The following is a 22,512-nucleotide window of genomic DNA, read 5'->3' as shown; positions in this document are numbered from 1 at the left end:
TGTGAGCGGAAGTTGACCGGTGTGTGAGGGGGCTTCGGTAAGCAGGAGATCCGGAAGCGGACACTTGGGGGGTACCAGTGAACAAGGTGAACGCAGTGATGCAGCGCAGACAGCCCACCAACCCGGCCGAGAAGCAGATCCTGACCACGCCCGTGGGGCTCGCGTTCCCCCGTGACGTCACCTTCGAGTCGTGGGAGCAGGCGGGCAAGCGGATCTCCCGGATCGCCAGCTCGTCCGCGTGGTACCTCGGCGACTGGCTCGTGTTCGGCCAGGACAAGTACACCGACCGGTACCGGCGGGCGGTCGAGGCCGTCGGCCTCGACTACCAGACGCTGCGCAACTACGCGTGGATCGCGCGCAAGTTCGAGCCGCTCCGCCGCCGCGCCGGCCTGCCGTTCCAGCACCACGCCGAGGTCGCGGCACTGCCGCCGGCCGAGCAGGACCAGTGGCTGGACCGCGCCGAGCGGGAGAGCTGGTCGCGGACCACGCTGCGCCGGGCGCTGCGGGAGCACCGGGACCCGAACTCGAAGTCCTACCGGGCGGTGCTGCCGCGGGTCAGCGCGGCCAGCGAGGCCCTGGACCGGTGGCGGCGGGCCGCCGCGGCCGCCAACGCCGACTTCGAGGCGTGGGTGGTCTCGGCCCTCGACCGGGCCGCCGAGCAGGACCTGGAACTGGTCGGCGTGCCGGCGCTGGAGGGGGTCGAGCGCCCGGCGCGGGAAGCCGGCGAGGACCGCGGGCTGGTCGGCGTGCCCGCGGTGCGCTCGGCGTGACCCGGGGCGGGCTGGTGTAGGCCGGGCGTGCGGGCCGGGCGAGTGAGGGCCAGGTGAGCGCGGGCCGGGCGGATGCGGGCCGGGCGGATGCGGGCTGGCGGGTGCCGGCCGAGCGAATGCGGGCTGGGCGGGTGCGGGTCGGGCGAGCGCCGGCCGGGCGGGCGTGGGCCGAGCGAGTGCCGGCCGCGCGGGCGTGGGTCGGGCGAGCGCCGGCCGGGTGGGCGAGGGTCGGGCGGGCGGGCGCGGGGTGCGTCCGCCCGCCCTCGTCTCACACCTCCCGGCGCACGTGCGTGCCGTCGCGCACAGTGCCCACATACTCCTCGACCAGGTCCTCCAGGGCCACCACGCCGTGCGTCGAGCCGTCCGCGGACACGGCCTGCGCCAGGTGGCTCTGCGTGCGCCGCAGCACCGCCACCGCCTCGTCCAGCCGCGCGTCCACCGGCACCTCCGGCAGGCCGCGCACCCGACCGGCGGGCACCTGCGTCGACGGGTCGGCGTCGGCCATGTCCAGCACGTCCTTCACGTGCAGGTAGCCGACCAGCCGGTCCTCGTCGCGCACCGGGAAGCGGGAGAAGCCGGTGGCCGACACGGCGGCCTCCACCTCGCCCATGGTCGGCCGCGCCGGCACCGACGTGATCCGCTCCAGCGGCACCAGCACGTCGGCCACGGTCCGCTCCGCCGACGACAGCGTCTGCGCCAGCCGCCGGTGCTCCGAGTCCTCCAGCAGGCCCTCCTGGCGCGACTGCTGGATCAGCAGCGCCAGCTCGTCCCGCGTGTACGCCGACTCCAGTTCCTCGCGCGGCGTCACGCCGACCCGCTTGAGCACCGCCGTCGCCACCACGGTGAACCCGCGCAGCAGCGGCGCGACCAGCCGGCAGAACCACAGGTGCGCGGGCACCAGCAGCAGCGCGGTGCGCTCCGGGCCGGCGATGGCCAGGTTCTTCGGCACCATCTCGCCCAGCACCGTGTGCAGCGCCACCACGATGACCAGCGCCAGCGCGAACGCCACGCCGTGCCGCACCGCGTCCGGCACGCCGACGCCGTGGAACGGGGCCTCCAGCATCGCCGCCACGGCCGGTTCGCCCAGCGCGCCCAGGCCCAGCGAGCACAGCGTGATGCCCAGCTGCGCGCCCGCGATCAGCAGCGGCAGCTCGCGACCGGCCTTGATCACCGTCCGGGCCCGGCCGCTGCCCCGCTCGGCCAGCGCCTCCAGCCGGTCCCGGCGGGCGGTGATGATCGCGAACTCCGCGCCGACGAAGAAGGCGTTGCCCGCCACCAGCAACAACACGAACAGCAGGCTCATCGGACCGCCCCCGACGCGTTGGACGTCGCCTCGACCCGCGCCACCCGCAGCTCGGCCACCCGGTGCCGGTCCATCTGCACCACGGTGATCCGCCAGCCGTCCACGCGGATCTCGTCACCGGTCTCCGGTATGCGGCCCAGGCGGGCCATGACCAGGCCCGCGACCGTCTCGTAGTCGCCCTCGGGCATCCGGAACCCGGTCGCCTCGGCCACCTCGTCGTCGCGCAGCAGCCCGGACACCAGCCAGCTGTCCCGGCCCAGCGGGCGCACCGGCGAGGTCTCGCGCCGGTCGTGCTCGTCGCGCACGTCCCCGACGATCTCCTCGACCAGGTCCTCCAGCGTCACCAGGCCGGCCGTGCCGCCGTACTCGTCGACGACCAGCGCCGTCTGGAGGCCGGAGGCGCGCAGCCGGTCCAGCAGCGCGTCGCCCTCCAGCGTCGCTGGCACGGTCTGCACCGGCCTGGTCAGCGCCGACAGCGGCGTGGTCGCCCGCTGCTGCCGCGGCACCCCGAACGCCTGCTTGACGTGCACGATCCCGCGCACCTCGTCCAGGTCGCCCTGGTGGACCGGGAACCGGGAGAACCCCGTCTCCCGCGCCTTGGCGATCAGGTCGAGCACGGTCGCGTCGGCGCGCAGCGACTCCACGCGCACGCGCGGCGTCATCAGCTCGTCGGCGGTGCGGTCGCCGAACCGCAGCGAGCGGTCCAGCAGGGTCGCGGTGCCCTCGTCGATCGTGCCGTGCTCGGCGCTCGACCGGATCAGCGCGCCCAGCTCCTGCGGCGACCGGGCGGAGGCCAGCTCCTCGGCGGGCTCCACGCCCATTCGGCGCACCAGCCAGTTCGCCGCGCCGTTCAGGCCGGTGATCAGCCAGCGGAAGACCGAGGAGAACCGGGCCTGCACACCCGCGACGGCCCGCGCCGTCTCCAGCGGTTTGGCGATGGCCAGGTTCTTCGGCACCAGCTCGCCGAACACCATCGACAGCGACGTGGCCAGGGCCAGGGCGAAGGCCAGCGAGATCGGGCCGGCCGCGGAGTCCGGCACGCCGGCCGCGCCCAGCACGGGCGAGATCAGCTCGGCGATGGCGGGCTCGGCGATGAAACCGGTGACCAGGGTGGTGATGGTGATCGCCAGCTGCGAGCCGGAGAGCTGGAACGACAGCGACCGGTGGGCCTTGTCGACGGCGTGGGCCTTGGCGTCGCCGACGGCGGCCACGTGCGACTCGACGGTGCTGCGCTCCAGCGCGGTCAGGGAGAACTCGGCCGCGACCGCGATGAACGTGCCGATGGTGAGGGCCACCACGGCGACGAGGCCGAGGACGCTGAGCAGGATGGTCATGCGAGGCCCCTGTCACGGGGCGGGCGGGGCTGGCAGCCGGGTATCGGACCCGGCTCGGTACTGCAGCCCGGGGACTGCGCGTCGCGCACGGAAGAGATCACTCCTCGTGAGGGGTGGTCGAACGGTTGACCAGTTTAGAGAGTAGCCGGCGCTCAGCGCAGCCCGGTAGCGCCAGGTGAGGACGTGCTCGACCGCAGCACCACCTCGCCGGCCACCCGCACTGTGCGTGGTTCGCCCGCCTCGTCGTCCAGGACCAGGCGGGCGGCCCGTTCACCCATCTGCTCCAGCGGCAGGCGGACCGTGCTGAGGGCCGGGACCAGGTCGCGCAGGGTGGGGATGTCGTCGAAGCCCGCCACCGAGACGTCCTCGGGCACCTTGAGGCCGCGTTCCCGCAGGGCGGCCATGGCGCCCATCGCCATCACGTCGTTGACGGCGAACACGCAGGTCGCGCCGGTGCGGGCGGCGAGCAGGTCGGTCATCGCGGCGTGACCGCCGTCACGGGTGAAGCCGCACGTGATGACGTTCGCGTCGGGCAGCGCCACGCCCGCGTCGGCGAGGCCGGCCTTGAACCCGGCGACCCGGTCGCGGGCGGCGAGCAGGTCGCGCGGGCCCGCGAGCACGGCGAACCGCCGGTGGCCCAGCTCGGCGAGGCGGCGGGCCAGCGCCCTGGCGCCCGCGCGGTTGGCGGGCACCACCGTGTCCGCGCCCAGCTTCGCCTGGGAGACGCACGCCACGCGGCCGCCCTGGGCGGTGAACGCGGTGATCTCCTCGGACAGCCGTGCCGAGGCGGCCCGGTCGGTGGTGCGGCTGCCCGCGATCACCACGGCGCGGGCCCGGTGCGCGCGCAGCGTGTTGACCAGCTCGACCTCGCGGCGCGGGTCGCGGCCGGTGGTGCCGAGCACCACCACGAACCCGGCTTCCTCGGCGACCCTCGTCACGCCGGCGGCGATGCTGGAGAAGTACGGGTCGGCGATGTCGTGCACCACGAGCCCGACCAGCACGCTGGAGTTGCGGGCGAGCGCCTGCGCGGAGGCGTTGGGCAGGTAGCCCAGCCGACGGGCGGTGCCGACCACCCGTTCGCGCAGCTCCACGCTCACCTGCCGCGTGCTGCCGTTCAACACCCGCGACGCGGTGGCGAGCGACACACCGGCGCTGTTCGCCACCTCTTGCAGCGTGACCTGGCGCGACGCCACCCAGCCTCCCCACACTCCCGACCACCCGAGCCTAAACGATCGCCCACCCACCCCCGCGTGTCATGCACTCACCCCCCGCGTGTCATGCACCCAACCCCCGCGTGTCCTCCACTCGGACACCGCGTGTCCTCCGCTCGAGCATCGCGAGTCGTACGTTCAGGTCGGGCGAGTCGTACGTTCCGGACCCCCGGGTTGCACGTTCGTGACGGGGTGGGCGGCCGAGCGCATGACACGCCGGGTCTGAACGCATGACTCGCGAGGTCGGAGTGCATGACACGCGGGTGCTGAGTGCATGACACGCGGTGTTGGGCGGTGAACTCGCGTGTTCTGGGCGTACGACTCGCGATGTCTGAGTGGAGGACACGCGGTGTTGGAGTGGAGGACACGCGTGGGTGGGGGGTGGGAGGAGGGGTGGTGGGGGTGGGGGTGCGGGGTGTAGGTTGGAAAGCGCTTTCCGGGTGAAGTGGGGTGGGGTGTGGCGGTGCGGGCGGTTGGGGTGGCGTTGAACGGGGTCACCGGTCGGATGGGGTACCGGCAGCACCTGGTGCGGTCGATCCTGGCGATCCGGGAACGGGGTGGGGTCAGGGTCGGTGACGACGTGGTGGTGCCCGAGCCGGTGTTGGTGGGGCGCAACGCGGACAAGCTGAAGGAGATCGCGCAGCGGCACGACCTGCCCCGGTGGACGACCGACCTGGACGCGGTGCTCGGCGACCCGGAGGTCGGCGTCTACTTCGACGCCCAGGTCACGTCCGCGCACGTGGCCGCGCTGACCAGGGCGATCGCGGCGGGCAAGCACGTCTACAGCGAGAAGCCGGTGGCCGCCACCCCGGAGGAGGTCGCGGAGCTGGCGCGGCTGGCCGACGAGGCGGGGGTCCGGCACGGCGTGGTCGCCGACAAGCTCTACCTGCCCGGCATCCGCAAGCTGCGCAGGCTCGTGGACGGCGGTTTCTTCGGGCGCGTGCTGTCGGTGCGCGGCGAGTTCGGCTACTGGGTCTTCGAGGGCGACTGGCAGGCCGCGCAGCGGCCGAGCTGGAACTACCGGGCCGAGGACGGCGGCGGGATCGTCGTCGACATGTTCTGCCACTGGAGCTACCTGCTGGAGGGCCTGTTCGGGCCGGTGGAGGCGGTCACGGCGCGGGCCGTCACGCACATCCCCGAGCGGTGGGACGAGGGCGGCGGGAAGTACGCGGCCACCGCCGACGACGCGGCCTACGCGATCTTCGAGCTGGCCGGCGGCGTGGTCGCGCAGGTCAACTCCTCCTGGGCGGTGCGGGTGCGCCGCGACGAGCTGGTCGAGTTCCAGGTGGACGGCACGCACGGCAGCGCCGTGGCCGGCCTGCGCGGCTGCGTGGTCCAGAGCCGCGCCACCACGCCCAAGCCGGTGTGGGACCCGGACGTGCCCTCGGCCGTCGACTTCCGCTCGCAGTGGCAGGAGGTCCCCGACAACGAGGTGTTCGACAACGGGTTCATGGTGCAGTGGGAGGAGTTCCTCCGCCACGTCGCCGCCGGCGCCCCGTTCGCGCACGACTTCCGCTCCGGCGCGCGCGGGGTGCGGCTGGCGGCGCTGGGCCTGGAGTCCTCCCGCACCGGGCGACGGGTCGAGGTGCCCGCGTGACGACCGTGCGCCTGCCGGGCCCGGACGGCTCGTTCCGGGAGCACGCGCTGCTCGGCGGGCGCGAGTGGCGGACCGGCCCGTTCACCTCGCGGGTCGCGTTCGCCGCCGCGCACGTCGTCGCCGACCCGTTCGGCGGCAACGTCCCCGGCGCGCCCGCCGCGCTGGACTGGGACGCCACCCTCGCCCACCGGGTCCGCCTGTGGGACGGCGGTTTCGGCGTCGCCGAGGCCATGGACACCGCCCAGCGGGGCATGGGCCTGGACTGGGGCACGGCCGCCGAGCTGATCCGGCGCAGCGCCGAGGTGGCCGGCGGCCGGCTGGTGGCGGGGGTCGGCACGGACCACGACACCGAGGACCCGCTGACCGCCTACCGCGAGCAGCTCGAGGTCGTGCTCGACGCGGGCGCGCAGCCGGTGCTGATGTGCAGCCGGGACCTCGCCGCCCGCGCCCGCGGCCCCGAGGACTACCAGGAGGTCTACGCGGCGCTGCTGCGCGACACCGACCGGCCGGTGGTCCTGCACTGGCTGGGCGCGGCGTTCGACCCGCGGCTGGCGGGCTACTGGGGCAGCACCGACGTCCCCACCGCCACCGGCCACTTCCTGGACCTGGTCAAGGCCCACCCGGACCGCGTCGACGGCGTGAAGGTGTCGCTGCTCGACGCGGCGCACGAGGTCGAGCTGCGGCGGGCGCTGCCCGAGGGCGTGCGCTGCTACACCGGGGACGACTTCCACTACCCGGAGCTGATCGCGGGCGACGACCGCGGCCACAGCGACGCCCTGCTCGGCGTCTTCGACGTCATCGCGCCGGCGGCCGGCGAGGCCCTGCGCGCCCTGGACGCCGGTGACGGGGCGCGCTACCACGAGGTCCTCGGACCGACCGTGGCGCTGTCCCGGCACCTGTTCGGCGAGCCGACCTACTACTACAAGACCGGCGTGGTGTTCCTGAACTGGCTGGCCGGCCACCAGGACTCGTTCACCATGGTCGGCGGCCTCCAGTCGGCGCGGGACGTGGTGCACCTCGGCGAGGCGCTGCGGCTGGCGGACCTGGCCGGGCTGCTGCCCGACCCGGACCTGGCGGCGGCGCGCTGGTCACGGCTGCTGGGCGTGCTGACGTGAAGCTCTCGGTGAACCAGGCCACGGTGAAGCGGGCTTCGGTGCCCGAGCTGGTCGACGCCTGCGCGCGGCACGGCGTGCAGGGCGTCGGCCTGTGGCGCGAGCCGGTGGGCGAGCACGGGCTCGCCCGGACGGCCGAGCTGGTGCGGCGGGCCGGGCTGACCGTGTCCTCGCTGTGCCGGGGCGGGTTCTTCACCGGCGCGGACCGGCGCCTCGACGACAACCGGCAGGCGATCGACGAGGCCGCGGCGCTGGGCGCGCGGTGCCTGGTGCTGGTGCCCGGCGGCGTGTCGGGGCGCGACCTGGCGGGCTCCCGGGCCAGGGTCGCGGAGGCGCTGGGGGCGTTGGCGCCCTACGCCGCCGACGCGGGCGTGCGGCTGGCCCTGGAGCCGATGCACCCGGTGTTCTGCGCGGACCGCGGCGTCGTGTCCACGCTGGCCCAGGCCCTGGAGCTGGCCGCGCCGCACGACGGGGTCGGCGTCGTGGTCGACGCCCTGCACGTCTGGTGGGACCCGGCGCTGGCGTCGTCGGTGGCGGCGGCCGGCCCCGACATCCTGTCCTACCAGGTGTGCGACTGGGTCACGCCGCTGCCGGCCGACGTGCTGCTGGGCCGCGGCCTGCCCGGTGACGGGCACATCGACCTGGTCGGCCTGACGTCCCTGGTCGGCGCGGCGGGCTACGCGGGGTTCGTCGAGGTCGAGGTGTTCAACGAGGCGGTGTGGGGGCTGCCCGCGGACCACGTGGTCGCCGAGCTGGTGAAGCGGCACGCCACGGGGTGGGAGCCGGTCGTGGACGGCGGCCACGACCGGCTGCCCGCCACCCCTTAGCGGGGCCGCCCCCCTCCTGGAAGAGGAGGGCGACGGGCCCCGCTGGATACACCGGGAGGTCAGCCGCCGTTGGAGGGGAGGTACCTCGGGGCCCGGTAGGGGCGGCCGGCGTCGTTGCTGATGCGCAGCACCGAGTCGTACAGGCTGCGGCCCAGCTCGGCGCGGGCCCGCAGCGCCGGGTGGGTGGCGCTGTAGTTGTCCGCGTTCACGGCCTGGTCGCCGCGGAACCGGCCCGAGGCGAACAGCGCGAAGGTGATCACCGCCTTGCCGCCCGCGTCGAACACGATGCCCGCCTCGTTGCGGCCGTCCGCGTACCAGCCCGCCTTGGTGGCCACGTTCAGGCGCTCCTGCGACGACAGGTTGAGCCGGACGCCGTCGGTGAACGAGGTCAGCGACCGCAGCACCGACAGCAGGTGCTGGGTGGACGCGGCGGACAGCAGCTCGCCCGCCGCCAGCCGGTGCAGCAGGGTGAACGTCTCGCGCGGGGTGGTGGTGCCGAGGAAGAACCGGTTCGGGTTGGCCACCGGCACGACCTGCGTGTGCGTGAACCCCTTGGCGCGCAGGATCTCGTTCAGCTCCAGCGCGGGCACGACCAGCCCGCACAGCCGCACGGCCGTGTTGTCGGAGACGGTCAGCAGGGCCGCCAGGGCGTGGCCGACCGTGACCGAGCTGGGGTAGGCGCCGTCGAGGCCGAAGATGCCGTCGGTGTCGTGGATGACGATGTCCGCGGTCACGTCGACCCGCTGGTCCAGCGCGATCAGGCCCCGGTCGACCTTGTCCAGCACCGCCACGGCCACCGCGACCTTGTTCACGCTGTAGGCCTCGACGACCCGGTCCGCCTCGTCCGCCACGGCGGCCTTGACCACCCCGTCGGGGTTGGCCACGCCGATGTAGGACGACCACGTGCCGCCCGCCCACCAGGTCTGCTGCCGGTACTTGTGCGCGATCTTGAGCCTGGCCAGCTCGGCCGTCGTCGGGATCAAGGCGTCCCACTCCGCGTCCGTCTCCTGGGCCTGCGCCGGACCCGCCGCGCCGAGGACGGCGGACGCCGCCGCGGCCGAGCCCAGCCCCAGCGCGAACCTGCGGTTGATGTTCATGTGCCCCCAATCGGTGGATTCGGCATTAATACGCCACGACCTCCCTCGAACGTTGCTTCCGCCACCGGTGTGAATGATCCGCCCGCCGGTAGCCTGCGGCCATGGGACAAGGGGTATTCCTGGTCACGGGCGCCAGCCGGGGCATCGGGGCGGCCACCGCGCGGCTCGCGGCGGCGGCCGGGTACCGGCTGGTGCTGGCGGCGCGGGACGCGTCGGCGCTGACCGACCTGGCGGCGTCGCTGGGCGGTCCGGACCGGGTGTGGGCGGCCTCCTGCGACGTGCGCGAGTTCGACCAGGTCGCGGACCTGGTGGGGCGGGTCGAGCGGGAGTGGGGCCGGCTGGACGTGGTGTTCGCCAACGCGGGCGCGAGCGTGGTCACCTCGTTCGCCACCGACGCGGGCGCGCCGCCCGCCGAGTGGGGCGACATGGTGCTGACCAACGTGTGCGGTCCCGCGTTCACCGCCCGCGCCGCGCTGCCCGCGCTCATCCGCCACGGCGGGCACCTGGTGCTGACCGGCTCGGCGGCGGGGCGCGGGGTGCGGGCCGGGAGCCTCTACTCTGCCACCAAGTGGGCGGTGACCGGGTTGGCGCAGGCCGTCCGCGCCGAGTGCGTGGGCACCGGGGTGCGGGTCACGCTCGTGCAGCCGGGGCTGACCGACACCGGCGGCATCCCGGCGTCCCGGGCGGCCGACCCGAAGCTCGCGCCGGAGGACGTGGCGCGGGCCGTGCTGTACGCGGTGGGCCAGCCGCCGACCGTGGACGTCAACGAGATCCTGGTGCGGCCGGTGGGGCAGGACGCGAACCGGTGAGCCGGGCCGCGACCTCCGCGAGCGCGGCGGGCAGGTCCGGCGAGACGTCCTCCAGCACGTAGTCGGCGTCGAGGAGGGCCAGGTCGGCGGCGATCGGGCCGGCCGCGTCCGCGCCGAGCCGCACCAGGCACGTGCCCTCGTCGACCGGCTCCACCTTGCCGGGCAGGGCGACCACCAGCCGGGCGCGCACCACGTCGGCGGGCGCGGCCACGCGGGCGGTGGCGGTGTGCCGGTAGGGGGCCCGGGTCAGGGACCGGGCGACGTGCTCGGCCGGGTCGCCGGGCAGCGGGCGGGGCGCGAAGCGGCGGCCGGTGGCGCGCGGCGCGCCCAGGCGGTCGACGCGGAAGGTCCGCCAGTCGTCCCGGGACGGGTCGTGGGCCAGCAGGTACCAGCGCCGCTGGGCGGTGACCAGGCGGTACGGCTCGACCCGGCGCTCCGCGCCGCGGTGGGTGAAGGCGACCACCTCGTGGTCGCGGCACGCCGCCGCCAGCACGCCCAGCACCGCCGGGTCCGCGTCCGGGCCGTCCAGGCGCATCACCGCGATCGCGTCGCCGACCGCGCGCACCCGGTGCCGCAGCCGGGCCGGCAGCACCTGGTGCAGCTTGGCCAGCGCCCGCGTGGCCGACTCCTCGACGCCCGTGACGCCCGCCGCCGTGCGCAGGCCGACGGCCACGGCGACCGCCTCGTCGTCGTCCAGCAGCAGCGGCGGCAGGTCGCGGCCCGACACCAGCCGGTAGCCGCCCGCCGTGCCCGTGGTGCCGGTGACCGGGTAGCCCAGCTCGCGCAGCCGCTCGACGTCGCGCCGCACCGTCCGGTCGGTCACGCCCAGCCGCTCGGCCAGTTCGGCGCCGGTCCAGTCGCGCCTGCCCTGCATCAGCGACAGCAGGCGCAGCATCCTCGCGGGCATCGTCATTTGCGGACATCCTATGTCCTGAAGGCCCCCTAACGTGGGGTTCATGACGACTTACGCGTTGATCGCCGGCGCCTGCCACGGCGGCTGGTACTACGACCCGGTCGCCGAGCGGCTGCGCGCCGAGGGGCACGAGGTGCACGCGCCGACCCTGAGCACCGGCCGGGTGAACCTGGACGACCACGTGGCCGAGGTGCTGGCGCTGGTGGAGGGCCTGGACGACGTGGTGCTGGCCGGGCACAGCTACGGCGGCATGGTGATCACGTCCGTCGCGGACCGGGCGCCGGCGCGGGTCCGGTCCCTGGTGTACCTGGACGCGTTCGCGCCGCGCGACGGCGAGTCGGCTCACGACATCGTGCACGGCGAGTGGCGCCGCTGGTACGTCGAGGGCGCGGCGGGCGACGGGTGCTCGGTGCCGCCGATGCCGTTCTTCGACGAGCGCGCCACCGCGCAGCCCCTGGGCACGCTGCTCCAGCGCGCCTCGCTGACCGGGGCGGTGGACCGGGTCGTCAACCGCTGGTACGCCTACGCGGCGCGGTTCCCGGACAGCCCGCTGACCACGACCTACGAGCGGCTGCGCGACGACCCGACGTGGCACGTGGAGGCGTGGCCGGTGGGGCACGACGTGGTGGGGCAGGCCCCGGACGACGTGCTGCGCCTGCTCAAGGCCGCCGGCTGAGCCACTCCTCGGCGAGGACGCCGAGCACCACCACGTCGTGGTGGCGGCCCGCGGAGAACTCGTGGTCGCGCAACCGGCCCTCCTCCCGGAAGCCCAGCGCGCGGTGCAGCGCCAGCGAGGGCTCGTTGAACGCGTACACCTCCACCTCGCACTTGTGGTTGCGGCGCTCGCGGAACATGAAGTCGAGCAGCAGCTCGACGGCCTCGGTCGCGTACCCGCGCCGCTGGTGCTCGCGGCCGATGCCGATGCCGTAGCGGAACCGGCCGACCCGCCGGTCGACGGCGTGCACGTTCAGGCTGCCGACCAGCGCGCCACCCGCCTCGATGGCCAGCATGAACCCGTCGTCGTCGGGTTCGATGAGCGCCTGCCGCTGCGCCCACTCGCGCTGCGAGGCCGCCGACCGGGGTGGTTGGAGGTGGTCGACGGCGCGCATGTCCTCGGAGACCTCGCCGAAGCGCAGGAAGTCCTGCCAGTCCTCGGGTTCGACCCCGCGCAACCGCACCCGCTCGCCGACCCAGATCGATGTCATGGTCATGAGCAGACCGGGTCACCCCGCCGCGGGGGAAGCGATTTTCCGGGCCGGGCGGCAACGAGCCACCGGCCCCCGGTCGCGTGGGACGACCGGGGACCGGTGGCTCGGGGGTCGACCGGCGGTGGGGCCGGAGCAGCAGCGCCCACCGCCGGTCACCAGGTCAGCCCTTGGTGCAGGGCTGCCCGTTCACCCGGAAGTCGGTCGGCTCGCCCGATCCCGACCCCGAGGAGTTGAACCCGACCTGCGTCGAGCCGCCGTTGGCGATGTTGCCGTTCCACTGGGCGTTCGTCGCGGTCACCGCCTGGCCGGACTGCGACCAGGTCGCCGACCAGCCCTGCGTGATCCGCTGGGTGCCCGGCAGGGTGAACTCCAGCTTCCAGCTGTTCCACGCCTGGCCGCTGGCGTTGGCGATGGTGATGTTCGCCGACATGCCGCCGTTCCAGGTCGTCGCCCGCCAGGTGACCTTGCAGGAGCCGACCGGGGTGTCGTTCGCCTTGGTCCGCACGGTCGTGGCGACCGACTGCGTCTTCAGCCCGGCCCCGTTCTTCGCCACCACCGCCAGGTGGTAGGAGGTGTCCGGGGTCAGGCCGGTCAGCGTCGCCGTCGGGCCGGTGACCGTGGTCAGCACCCGCTGGGTGTTGCCCTCGATCGACACCACGTCGTACCCGGCGATGCCGCTCTCGGCGTCGGTGGACGCGGTCCAGGTCAGCTTCGCGCCGGTGGTGGTGATGTCCGACGCGGACGGCGCGCCCGGCTGCGACGGGGCGGTCGTGTCGACCGGCGGGGCCGTGGTGACCTTCTCCGCCGCCCAGTTCGCCACCCACGCGAACGCCGAGTTCCAGTTGATCGTGACCTCGTTGACCGAGTACGCCTCGATGTGGTCGACGAAGCACTTCTGCGGCTTGCAGCCCTGGAGCACGCGCGCGGCGATCGGGTCCTGCAGCGCGCTGTTCGGACCGCCCGACAGCGCGCCGGGGGGCGCGGTCGGCAGCTCGGGGTCGAGCTGGTTGGCCCAGTGCCGGTGGTGGACGTTCTTCACCGGCTGCTCGCCGTAGCCGGTGACGTACGAGTACGACAGCGGGTTGCGGCCCAGGAAGTAGTGCAGCGCCTGGAACACGCCCTCGCGGTACTTGGCCTGGCCGGTGAAGTCGTGCGCCAGCGCCAGCACGGAGACGTTGTTGGCGATCAGGCCGCTCGAACCCCAGTCGTAGTCGCCGGTGCGCGTCTTGTACGGCGCCGGGTAGCCCTGGGTCGCCATCTGGGCCAGGTGCTTGTCCGCGATCGCGGTGAACGCCGCCTTGATCGCCGCCACGTCGGAGGCGGGCAGGCCGTTGGGCACCAGGGCCAGGGTGATGTCGCCCAGCGGGCCGGTGGCGCCCCAGTCGAAGCCGCGGTCGTCCAGGCTCGCGGCCTTGTAGTGCGGCGACGAGGTCAGGTCGGACCGGTAGGTCGCCTCACCGGTGGTGGTGAACAGCTCCGCCGCGGCCCAGTAGAACTCGTCGGTCAGCGTCGAGTCGCTGTAGGAGCCGCCGCCGGTGCCGTCGTTCGGGTCGGCGATCTTGTTCGGGTTCGCCTTGGCCGCCGCGTAGGCCTTCACGGCCGCCGCCTGGGCCTTGGCCGAGAACGTCGGGTCGATCGTCTTCCAGATGCGGGCCGCCTGGGCGGCCACCGCGGCCATGTTCAGCGTGGCGGCGGTGCTGGTGTCCGACAGGCGCCGGGGCTGCGGGTCCTCGTGCGGCAGCAGGGGCAGGCCGGTCCAGTTGGCGTCGTGGATCTTGTGGTGGACCATGCCGTTGGCCGCCTGCATCTTCAGCAGGAACTCGACCTCCCAGCGGGCCTCGTCCAGGATGTCCGGCACGCCGTTGGCGCTCTCCGGGATGCGCAGCTTGCCGTCGCCCAGGGCGGCGGCGTCGCCGATCAGCTTCGCGCGCTCGTAGGTGTTGAGCACCTGCCACGCGGAGATGCCGCCGTTGACCACGTACTTGCCGTGGTCGCCCGCGTCGTACCAGCCGCCGCGCACGTCCAGGGTGTAGCCGCAGTTCAGCGTCGCCAGGCAGGGCACGTTGTTGTCGCCCTGGTTGGGCGCGACGTTGAGGTGGCCGGCCGGGCGCGCGTACGTCTCGCCGACGTACTGCGCCTCGATCGGGATGCCGCTGCGGTTGTGGTAGAAGTACGCCAGCGAGTCGTAGCGCAGCTTCGAGAACGCGTCGGTGCCGATGTCGAACGGGAAGCTGGTCTCCGCGCCGACGGTCAGCGTGTAGCCGGTGCCCGGCGTGTCGAACGACGAGAAGTCGATCAGGTGCACGGAGTCGCCGGAGGCCGCGTCCACGCCCTTCGGCGTGGTCTGGCCGGTGGCCACGGTGGTGCCCGCGGAGTTCTTCAGCGCCCACGTCTGCGCCGTGGTCGCGGTGGAGTTCAGCGTCGCGTGCTTGGCCAGGCCCGGCACGTACGCGACCTGGTCGACGTTGATCTTCTTCGCCGGCTCGTTGAGGTCGCCGCCCGGCGGCTTCACGCCGCCGACCAGGGAGACGTTGTCCACGCAGACCGTGTTGGTGGCCGCCTGCCCGCCGAGCTGGAACGACGCCTGGCCGTTGCCCGCGTCGGGGAAGTCCAGCTCCGAGGTGAACGTGAAGCTGAACGACTGCTTGGTGGTCGTCAGCTGCACGGTGTGGGCGGCGATGCCGCGGTACGGGCTGACGGCCTCACCGAGGTTCGCCGTGATCGGCTGCGGGGTCGCGGCCCAGGCGTCGAACTTCATCGTGTACGACTGGCCGGCCTCGAACGGCACGCCGTTCTGGCCGATCAGCGCGTCCCACGGGTTGGCCGTGCCACCGGGGACGGTCGCGCACAGCTCACCGTTGACCACCCGGTTGGAGACGCCGGTGCCCGCCCACCACGGGTCGGCGCCGGCGCTGAAGTTCCCGTTGATCAGGCGCTCGTAGTCCGCGGCGTAGGCCGTACCGGACGCCAGCGCGCCGCTCACCGCCACTAGTGCGAGGGACGCGGTGGCCCGACGGCGCCACCGGGGAGAAGGAAGCGATCTCATGGACTTGGGTCTCCTCCGTCTGCTCTGACGGTTGACGACGCTTCTGGGAGCGCTCCCTGGGAGCGCTCCCAGGAACTCTAGGGTGACCCGCCGCACATTCACAAGACTGAATTTGACCTGCGGTTAACGTGGGGTCACGCAGGGTGGTGGTGGCTGCCGGTCGACTCGCCGCGCTGATCACGGGCGACCGCGACGGGCGGCGCGCCGGTCGTCCGGCGCTTGCCGACTTCGGCACCCCGCCGCCCCGTGCGCCGCCGCGCCGCACCGGCTTGGCCGGGCCCTCCGTCGCCGGTCCTCGCCGGTCGCCCAGCGTGACCGGTCGCCCGGAGTCACCCTGGGGCGGCGCTGCGGCGATTCACCCGTGCGGCCCATCGGCGGACCCTCCCGACGGCCGACTCGACCCGGGTGGCCGCACACGTGGAGGAGCCCTCGACCGCCCGCGGGAAGGCGATCGCCCGCGCCGGCCACCGACGCGCGCCGTCGCCGCGACCGCGCCGGCCACCGCCGGCCACCGCCGGCCACCGCCGGGGCCGCTGGGCCCGAGGGGGCGAACCGGTCTTGCCCGAGGGGGGCGAGCCGGTCTTGCTCAAGGCGGTCGAGCCGGTCTTGCCCGAGGGGGTCGAGCTGGCCTTGCTCGAGGGGGTCGAGCTGGCCTTGCTCGAGGGGGTCGAGCTGGCCCTGCCGGAGGGGGCCGAGCTGGCCTTGCCCGGGGGCGAGCCGGCCTTGCCCGGGGGGCGAGTCGGCCCTACCCAAGGGGGTTCGCGCCGCGGTGGTGCGGCCCGCCCTGGGCGGCGGGCCGGTCGCGCGCGGCCACCCGCCGCGTCACCGCGGTGGTCGGCGAGCCGGACCCGGCCGCGGTGGCGTCGCTGACCGCCGACGGCGGCGTGGTCGGCTCGGCCGCCTCCCCGGACGGCTGGTGGGCGGCGTCCGTGCCCGCCGCCGGCGCGCCCCCGGTCGGGCCGGCGCCGTTCCTTTTGGTGGCCGCCGGGCTGCTCCGGCGCCGCCGCGCCGGGCGGACCGCTCCCGGGAGGCGCTGGTGCGCGACCTGGCCGACGCGCTGCCGGACCTGCCCGGGGACACCGCGGCGCGGCCGGGCGACGTGCCGGGGCCGCGCTTCGGTCCCGGACGGGCGGCCGGTGGGCGGGCGCCGCCACCTGGTGGCGGGCACCGGGGACCCCGACCTCGTCGGCGCCGCACCCCGCACGCCCCGGGCGGGGTGCGCCGGTGCGGCCGGAGGTGGTGGCCTGCGTCAGTGACGCGCCGCCCGCGCGTACACCGCCGGGGTGATGCCGTAGCAGCGGCGGAACCAGCGGGTCAGGTGGGCCTGGTCGGCGAACCCGGTCGCCACCGCCACCTCGGCCGGCGGCACGCCCGCCGACAGCAGGGCGCGGGCCTCGCGCAGCCGGCGCTGGCGCTGGTACTCGCTGGGCGAGAGCCCGTACCGGGACCGGAACGCCCGGTAGAGCGCGAACCGGCTCAGGCCCGTCGCCCCGGTCAGCGCCTCGACCGGCACGTCGTCCGCGCAGTGCGCCTCCAGCACGTCCCGGGCCGCGGCCGGGTCGCCGTCCGGCTCCCTCGGGAGGCGCAACGGCGCCACGTGCGCCGCCATCGCGTGCACGGTCCGCACCAGGTGCTCGTCGCGGGCCAGCGCCGTGCCCTCGCGCAGGGCGGCGTGCAGGTCGCGCAGCGCGTCGGCGAGCGCGGGCGCGTGGAACACCGGGTCGCGGAACAGCGGCGGCCTCGGCAGCAGGTCCGCGACCAACTCCGGTCCTATGTGGATGATCCGGTAGGTGAAGCCGTCCGCGGTGGCGGGGTAGCCGTCGTGGGCCTCGTCCGGGTTGAACGCGACCACGGTGCCCGCCGAGCTGGTGTGCGCGCCGCCCCGGCACCGGAACGACTGCGCGCCCTCCTCGGTCACGCCGAACGAGTACGCGTCGTGGCTGTGCCGGTGGTAGCGGTGCGACGTGAAGTGCGCGTGCATCGCCTCCACGGGGCGGTCGGCCGCCCGCCAGTAACGGGTCCACTGCACGCCTCCATTAGACCGCAACGCGCCGCGGACGAAACGGTGGACAAACGTGGAAAAACCCTCGGGTTCAACCTTGACTGGTGTAGACCATTTCCGGTTAGGTGACCGTCAGTCACGTCCAGGGCGCTCAACGTCGAAATGAGTGATCACGTGTCGAGATTCCGCGTACTGGCGGCCGCAGTCGCCTTCGTCGTCGGGGCGGCACTGACCGTCTTCGTCGCCAACACCGCCTCCGCGGCGGCCTGTGCCTCCGCGTGGAGCGCGTCCTCCGTCTACACCGGCGGCATGACGGCCTCGCACAACGGCCGCAACTGGCGGGCCCAGTGGTGGACCCAGAACGAGGCCCCCGGCTCGGCCGCGGTCTGGGCCGACCAGGGCACCTGCGGCGGCGGCACCACCCCGCCGCCGCCCTGCGACTACCCCAACTGGGCGGCGGGCCAGTTCTACGCCGCCGGCAGCATCGTCAAGTACACCAACGGCCTCTACTACATCGCCGAGCACGACAACCCGGGCTACGACCCCGTCATCAGCACCTGGTACTGGGAGCCCTACAACTGCTCCGGTGGCCCGACCACCACCACGACCACCTCGCCCTCGCCCGGCGGCTTCGTGGTGTCCGAGGCGCAGTTCAACCAGATGTTCCCCAGCCGGAACCCCTTCTACACCTACGCCGGCCTGACCGCGGCGCTGAGCGCGTACCCCGGTTTCGCCAAGACCGGCAGCGACACCGTCCGCAAGCAGGAGGCCGCGGCGTTCCTCGCCAACGCCAACCACGAGACCGGCGGCCTGGTGCACGTCGTCGAGCAGAACCAGGCCAACTACCCCCACTACTGCGACGCCGGCCAGCCCTACGGCTGCCCCGCCGGCCAGGCCGCGTACTACGGCCGCGGCCCGATCCAGCTCAGCTGGAACTTCAACTACAAGGCGGCGGGCGACGCGCTGGGCCTCCCGCTGCTGACCAACCCGTGGCTGGTGCAGAACGACGCCTCGGTCGCCTGGAAGACCGCCCTCTGGTACTGGAACACCCAGAACGGTCCGGGCACCATGACCCCGCACAACGCGATGGTCAACGGCTACGGCTTCGGTGAGACGATCCGCAGCATCAACGGCTCGCTGGAGTGCGGCGGGCGCAACCCGGCGCAGGTCCAGAGCCGGATCAACTCCTACCAGCGGTTCGTGGGCATCCTCGGCGTGCCCGCGGGCAACAACCTGTCCTGCTGAGGGCTCCCCGCCGTACCTGACCCGGGAGGGGCCGCGACCGCGCGGCCCCTCCCGCCGGTCGTGGGGGCACGGCTCCCCGCCCGGCCCCGCCCTGCCCGATGCCGTCCGACCGCCCCGATGCCGTCCGACCGCGCGGTGGAGCGGGCGGCCCACGTGATGTGGGAGCGGTCCCATGTTCGGGCCGCCTCGGGACGCCGCCTCGGCGCGGCCCTGTTCGTCCTGTTCATCCTGCCCGGTCGCGTGGTCGTCCCACGCCCGCAGGTGCTCCCCGTGCGGCCCCTCGCGCTCGCGCGGCGCTGTCGAAGTGGCGGATCGCCCTTTCCCGACGTGCGCTTTCACGGTTGAGGACACCTACCGCTCGACCAGTCGGTTCACTCCCTTGACCCGGATGACGTTCCGGATTATGGTCTAGACCACGTTGCGGGGCGTCACCCCCTCATGACGTACCGCATGATCCGGCCGCCGCGGATATCGGACCCTGCACGGGAGACCACCGTCGGTCTCCTCCGAAGGAGCTGGACACATGAGCTTGAAACGCAAACTGGCCGCGGTCCTCGCGGGCACGGCTGTCGCGCCGCTGCTCGTCGTCGTGTCGGCCGGCAGCGCGAGCGCGCACGGCTACATCTCCTCGCCGCCCAGCCGGCAGGCGATGTGCGCGCAGGGTCGCATCTCCAACTGCGGCCCCATCGTCTACGAGCCCCAGAGCGTCGAAGGCCCCAAGGGCCAGCAGAACTGCCACGGTGGCGTGAGTTCCTTCGCCCAGCTCAACGACGACAGCCGCCCGTGGCCCACCACGACCGTGGGCAACAACGTGACGTTCAACTGGACGCTCACCGCCCGGCACTCCACCACGACGTGGCAGTACTTCGTCGGCGGCAGCAAGATCGCCGAGTTCAACGACGGCGGCCGCCAGCCCGCGTCGACCGTGACGCACAACGTGAACCTGGGCGGTCGCACCGGCCGGATCAAGCTGCTGGCCGTGTGGAACATCGCCGACACGCCCATGGCGTTCTACTCCTGCGTCGACCTCCAGGTCGGCTCCGGTGGCGGCACCCCGACGACCACGACGACCCCGCCGACCACCACCACCCCGCCGACGACGACCACCACGCGTCCGCCGACGACCACCACGCAGCCCCCGGTGGGCGGCACGTGGGCGGCCGGCGTGGCGTACTCGGTCGGCTCGCAGGTGACCTACGGCGGCGTCACGTACCGCTGCCTCCAGCCCCACACGTCCCTCGTGGGTTGGGAGCCCCCGAACACCGCGGCCCTCTGGCAGAGGGTCTGACTCGGTGACACCGCCCGCCCGCGCTGCCCTGTACGGCGCGGGCGGGCCTTTCGGCTTCGAGGAGGACGACCTTGCGACGCCTCACGATCCTGCTGGCCGCCCTGCTGGCGCTCACCGCGTGCGGCGGCGGCGCCACCACCACCGGGCAGTCGGCACCGCCGCCCACCGCGTCGAGCGCGGCGGCGACCCAGGAGTTCAACGAGACCGACGTGATGTTCCTGCACATGGCCGTGCCGCACCACCGCGCCGGCCTGGAGATCGTGCGCCTGGCCGAGGAGCGCGACGTCCGGCCGGACGTCAAGACCCTGGCCTCCGCCATCAAGGTCACCCAGCTGTCCGAAGTGGACTCGATGACCCAGTGGCTGGCGGACTGGGGCCAGCCCGAGGCGGCGGCCGACAGCCCCGAGCTGCACGCGGGCCACGGCGGTGACCACTCGACCAGCCCGGAGGCCATCGCCGAACTCGCGGCCACCCCGCCCGCCGAGTTCGAGAAGGCCTTCCTGAACCTGCTGATCGGCCACCAGCACAACGCGGTGGAGATCGCGAAGCTGGAGCGGGAAGGCGGGATTAACCCGCAGGCCAAGGACCTGGCGAACCGCATCTTCGACTCGCGCACCGCCCAGATCGCCCAGCTGCTCGGCTACCTGGGTTAGAGCTCCAACCGCAGGCCGCTGGCGAAGCGCCGGTGCTCGCCGGTCACCGGATCGGTGAACTCCAGCGTCTTCGCCAGCAGCTGGAGCGGGTCGGTGAAGTCGTCCAGCGGCTTGTCCCGCAGCACGGGGTAGAAGTCGTCGTTGCGGATCGGCACGCCCAGCGACGCCATGTGCAGCCGCAACTGGTGCGTGCGCCCGGTGACGGGCACCAGCCGGTACCGGCCCCACCCGTCCCGGTGCTCGACCAGCTCCACGTGCGTCTCGGCGTTGACCGGCCCCTCGACCTCCTGCGCCGTGATCACGCCCTTGACCTTGACGATCCGGCTGGTCACCCGGCGCGGCAGCACCAGGTCCGGCCGGTGCGGCGCGATCGCCTCGTACTCCTTGCGCACGAGGCGGTCCTTGAACAGCAGCTGGTACCGGCCGCGCAGCCGGGGGTCCACCACGAACATGACCAGCCCGGCGGTGACCCGGTCCAGCCGGTGGGCCGGGCTCAGGTGCGGCAGGCCCAGGTCGCGCCGCAGCCGGACCAGGGCCGTCTCCACGACGTGGCTGCCGCGCGGGATGGTGGCCAGGAAGTGCGGCTTGTCGACCACCACGATCGCGTCGTCCCAGTGCACGACCCCGATCCCGAACGGCACCGGCGCCTCGTCCGGCAGGTCCCGGTGGAACCAGACCGAGGTGCCGGGCGCGAACGCGGCGTCGGGGGCGATCGGCCCGTCGAGCCCGTGGATGAGGCCCTCGGCGAGCATCGAGTCGATCCGCTCCGGCGGGACCCGGTGCAGGCGCTCCACCAGGTGGTCGCGGATGGTCGCCCAGGGGCCCGCGGCGGGCAGCCGCAGGCGGGCGGGGTCGAGGCCGTGGCGCTGGGGGAGCGGTGGCCGGAGCTTGCGCCTCATCGGGCGGGCAGTCTACGCCCCGCCCCCGGCCCCGCCCCCTACCCGCTCACCCCCACAGCACGCCGCGAGAGCCGCCACCCACGAGGCTGACGTCCCCGATGACCAGCCCGGACTCCGTCACCTGCGCGGCGCTGCCCGCCGACGCCCCCGCCGGGAGTGCCAGCTCGACCAGGCCGCGCAGGCGGTCCCAGCGCACCGGTCGGTCGACCGCGCCGCCGGGCCCCTGGCTGCCACCCACGACCACCCCGCGGTCGTTGACGTGCGCCGCGTGGCTGCTCGCACCGCCCGGCAGCGCGCCCAGGTCGAACGACCTCCCGTACCGGTCCCAGAGGGTGGCCCGCCCCGCGACCCGGCCGGCCGCGACCCCGCGCGCGTTGACCGACGTGGCGATCCCCTCCCCGGTGGGCAGCGCGGTGACGCGCCCGTCCCGGTCCCAGCGCACCGGGACGAACGAGTCCGGGGTGGCGGACTGCCCGACCGCGGTCCCGTCGTCCGCGAGGGCCACCGCGTTGTGCGCCGCGCCGCCCAGGCCGGCGAGCACCGTGGCGCCGCCGTCGGCGTCCCACCGCAGCGCGACCACGCCCTCCCCGGTGTACGCGCCGCCGACCACGCCGCCGACGTCGTTGACCCCGTTGACCCAGCTCCCGAGGGTGCCCTCGGGCGTGGGCAGCTCGGTGACCACGCCGTCCGGGCCCCAGCGCACGGCCCGCTGACCGCGCCCACCGGTGTCGGAGACGCCCGCCACCGCACCGTCGTCGCCGACGGCCTCCGCCCGGCTCGTCGTGCCGCCCGGCAGGACGCCGAGGTCCCGCACCGACCCGTCGGGGTCCCACCGGACCGCGCGGGTGTCGCCGTCGGCGTCCTGGGCGTGGCCCACGACGACCCCGGCCTCGTTGATCGCGTTGGCGGTGCTGGTCGCGCCGCCGAGCGTGCCGAGGTCGGTGGGCGCCCCGGTGCGGTCCCAGCGCACGGCGCGGCGCGGCGACAGCGAGTTGCGGGTGGTCGAGAACCCGACGACCACGCCGGACTCGTTCACGTCGGTGGTGAAGGTGGTCGCGTCCCCCGGCAACGGGAGCAGTTCGACCGGTGCGGCGACCGGTGCGCCTAGGGCGGGCGCGGTGGTGGTGGCGGTGATCAGGGCCGCGGTGAGCGCGGACAGGACCAGGCGACGTCGACTGGCGGGCATGCGCGAACCTCC

The 22,512-nt window shown here is 74.1% G+C and carries 20 protein-coding genes; 9 read left to right on the top strand and 11 right to left on the bottom strand.

Annotation, left to right across the window (positions count from 1 at the left end; genetic code table 11):
* The first annotated feature begins 98 nt into the window (after positions 1 to 98).
* A complete protein-coding gene (locus ACFV4N_RS13295; protein WP_499672759.1) occupies positions 99 to 770 on the top strand; it encodes an LmbU family transcriptional regulator in 672 nt (223 codons plus the stop codon).
* A 268-nt stretch (positions 771 to 1,038) separates the two neighbouring features.
* On the opposite strand, the gene ACFV4N_RS13290 is transcribed toward ACFV4N_RS13295, so the two are convergent.
* The 3 genes from ACFV4N_RS13290 to ACFV4N_RS13280 all read right to left on the bottom strand — a co-directional run bounded on the left by ACFV4N_RS13290 (position 1,039) and on the right by ACFV4N_RS13280 (position 4,600).
* On the bottom strand, positions 1,039 to 2,073 hold the full coding sequence (locus ACFV4N_RS13290; protein ID WP_499672758.1) for a hemolysin family protein: 1,035 nt from the start codon (positions 2,071 to 2,073) through the stop codon (positions 1,039 to 1,041).
* The gene (locus tag ACFV4N_RS13285) at positions 2,070 to 3,407 is read right to left on the bottom strand and encodes a hemolysin family protein (RefSeq protein WP_499672757.1); all 1,338 of its coding nucleotides are present in this window, start codon (positions 3,405 to 3,407) and stop codon (positions 2,070 to 2,072) included. The genes ACFV4N_RS13290 and ACFV4N_RS13285 overlap by 4 nt, the downstream gene beginning before the upstream one ends.
* Before the next feature lie 152 nt (positions 3,408 to 3,559).
* Positions 3,560 to 4,600 (bottom strand): LacI family DNA-binding transcriptional regulator, encoded by a 1,041-nt coding sequence (locus ACFV4N_RS13280; protein WP_499672756.1) that lies wholly within the window; start codon positions 4,598 to 4,600, stop codon positions 3,560 to 3,562.
* A gap of 475 nt (positions 4,601 to 5,075) precedes the next feature.
* Between ACFV4N_RS13280 and ACFV4N_RS13275 the strand changes: the two genes are divergently transcribed.
* Genes ACFV4N_RS13275 through ACFV4N_RS13265 form a run of 3 tightly spaced genes read left to right on the top strand, consistent with a single transcriptional unit; the run spans position 5,076 to position 8,154 of the window.
* The gene (locus ACFV4N_RS13275) at positions 5,076 to 6,215 is read left to right on the top strand and encodes a Gfo/Idh/MocA family protein (protein ID WP_499672755.1); all 1,140 of its coding nucleotides are present in this window, start codon (positions 5,076 to 5,078) and stop codon (positions 6,213 to 6,215) included.
* Entirely contained in the window at positions 6,212 to 7,330 is a 1,119-nt protein-coding gene (locus ACFV4N_RS13270; protein WP_499672754.1) for a dihydrodipicolinate synthase family protein, read from the top strand. Before ACFV4N_RS13275 ends, ACFV4N_RS13270 begins: the two co-directional genes overlap by 4 nt.
* Entirely contained in the window at positions 7,327 to 8,154 is an 828-nt protein-coding gene (locus ACFV4N_RS13265) for a sugar phosphate isomerase/epimerase family protein (RefSeq protein WP_499672753.1), read from the top strand. The genes ACFV4N_RS13270 and ACFV4N_RS13265 overlap by 4 nt, the downstream gene beginning before the upstream one ends.
* Before the next feature lie 59 nt (positions 8,155 to 8,213).
* On the opposite strand, the gene ACFV4N_RS13260 is transcribed toward ACFV4N_RS13265, so the two are convergent.
* Positions 8,214 to 9,251 carry a serine hydrolase gene (locus ACFV4N_RS13260; protein WP_499672752.1) on the bottom strand — a complete coding sequence of 346 codons (1,038 nt, stop codon included), beginning with the start codon at positions 9,249 to 9,251 and terminating at the stop codon, positions 8,214 to 8,216.
* A 101-nt stretch (positions 9,252 to 9,352) separates the two neighbouring features.
* Between ACFV4N_RS13260 and ACFV4N_RS13255 the strand changes: the two genes are divergently transcribed.
* Positions 9,353 to 10,060, top strand: coding sequence for an SDR family oxidoreductase (locus ACFV4N_RS13255; RefSeq protein WP_499672751.1), 708 nt, complete (start codon positions 9,353 to 9,355; stop codon positions 10,058 to 10,060).
* Here the strand turns inward: ACFV4N_RS13255 and ACFV4N_RS13250 are convergent.
* Positions 10,014 to 10,973, bottom strand: a complete 960-nt coding sequence (locus ACFV4N_RS13250) for a helix-turn-helix transcriptional regulator (RefSeq protein ID WP_499672750.1) — start codon at positions 10,971 to 10,973, stop codon at positions 10,014 to 10,016. The genes ACFV4N_RS13255 and ACFV4N_RS13250 overlap by 47 nt on opposite strands.
* 43 nt (positions 10,974 to 11,016) lie before the next feature.
* Here ACFV4N_RS13250 and ACFV4N_RS13245 point away from each other — a divergent pair, with 43 nt between their 5' ends.
* On the top strand, positions 11,017 to 11,649 hold the full coding sequence (locus tag ACFV4N_RS13245) for an alpha/beta fold hydrolase (RefSeq protein WP_499672749.1): 633 nt from the start codon (positions 11,017 to 11,019) through the stop codon (positions 11,647 to 11,649).
* On the opposite strand, the gene ACFV4N_RS13240 is transcribed toward ACFV4N_RS13245, so the two are convergent.
* The 4 genes from ACFV4N_RS13240 to ACFV4N_RS13225 all read right to left on the bottom strand — a co-directional run bounded on the left by ACFV4N_RS13240 (position 11,633) and on the right by ACFV4N_RS13225 (position 17,256).
* Entirely contained in the window at positions 11,633 to 12,178 is a 546-nt protein-coding gene (locus ACFV4N_RS13240) for a GNAT family N-acetyltransferase (protein WP_499672748.1), read from the bottom strand. The two genes, ACFV4N_RS13245 and ACFV4N_RS13240, sit on opposite strands and share 17 nt — an antisense overlap.
* Before the next feature lie 163 nt (positions 12,179 to 12,341).
* Positions 12,342 to 15,164 carry a glycoside hydrolase family 9 protein gene (locus ACFV4N_RS13235; RefSeq protein WP_499672747.1) on the bottom strand — a complete coding sequence of 941 codons (2,823 nt, stop codon included), beginning with the start codon at positions 15,162 to 15,164 and terminating at the stop codon, positions 12,342 to 12,344.
* Between the two features lie 808 nt (positions 15,165 to 15,972).
* The gene (locus ACFV4N_RS13230; RefSeq protein WP_499672746.1) at positions 15,973 to 16,395 is read right to left on the bottom strand and encodes a hypothetical protein; all 423 of its coding nucleotides are present in this window, start codon (positions 16,393 to 16,395) and stop codon (positions 15,973 to 15,975) included.
* 81 nt (positions 16,396 to 16,476) lie between these two features.
* Complete coding sequence (locus tag ACFV4N_RS13225; RefSeq protein WP_499672745.1) at positions 16,477 to 17,256, bottom strand: AraC family transcriptional regulator; 780 nt, start codon at positions 17,254 to 17,256, stop codon at positions 16,477 to 16,479.
* A 147-nt stretch (positions 17,257 to 17,403) separates the two neighbouring features.
* Between ACFV4N_RS13225 and ACFV4N_RS13220 the strand changes: the two genes are divergently transcribed.
* The 3 genes from ACFV4N_RS13220 to ACFV4N_RS13210 all read left to right on the top strand — a co-directional run bounded on the left by ACFV4N_RS13220 (position 17,404) and on the right by ACFV4N_RS13210 (position 20,415).
* A complete protein-coding gene (locus ACFV4N_RS13220; RefSeq protein WP_499672744.1) occupies positions 17,404 to 18,474 on the top strand; it encodes a glycoside hydrolase family 19 protein in 1,071 nt (356 codons plus the stop codon).
* A 523-nt stretch (positions 18,475 to 18,997) separates the two neighbouring features.
* Entirely contained in the window at positions 18,998 to 19,762 is a 765-nt protein-coding gene (locus ACFV4N_RS13215) for a lytic polysaccharide monooxygenase (RefSeq protein ID WP_499672743.1), read from the top strand.
* A 71-nt stretch (positions 19,763 to 19,833) separates the two neighbouring features.
* A complete protein-coding gene (locus ACFV4N_RS13210; RefSeq protein ID WP_499672742.1) occupies positions 19,834 to 20,415 on the top strand; it encodes a DUF305 domain-containing protein in 582 nt (193 codons plus the stop codon).
* Here the strand turns inward: ACFV4N_RS13210 and ACFV4N_RS13205 are convergent.
* Positions 20,412 to 21,314 (bottom strand): pseudouridine synthase, encoded by a 903-nt coding sequence (locus ACFV4N_RS13205; RefSeq protein ID WP_499672741.1) that lies wholly within the window; start codon positions 21,312 to 21,314, stop codon positions 20,412 to 20,414. The genes ACFV4N_RS13210 and ACFV4N_RS13205 overlap by 4 nt on opposite strands.
* A gap of 46 nt (positions 21,315 to 21,360) precedes the next feature.
* Positions 21,361 to 22,500 (bottom strand): hypothetical protein, encoded by a 1,140-nt coding sequence (locus tag ACFV4N_RS13200; RefSeq protein ID WP_499672740.1) that lies wholly within the window; start codon positions 22,498 to 22,500, stop codon positions 21,361 to 21,363.
* Positions 22,501 to 22,512 lie beyond the last annotated feature (12 nt).

This window comes from Actinosynnema sp. NPDC059797, from assembly GCF_042732085.1.
Taxonomy (GTDB): Bacteria; Actinomycetota; Actinomycetes; order Mycobacteriales; family Pseudonocardiaceae; genus Actinosynnema.
Note: the sequence above shows the minus strand (reverse complement) of the source record. Positions and strands in the feature narration are given on the sequence as shown.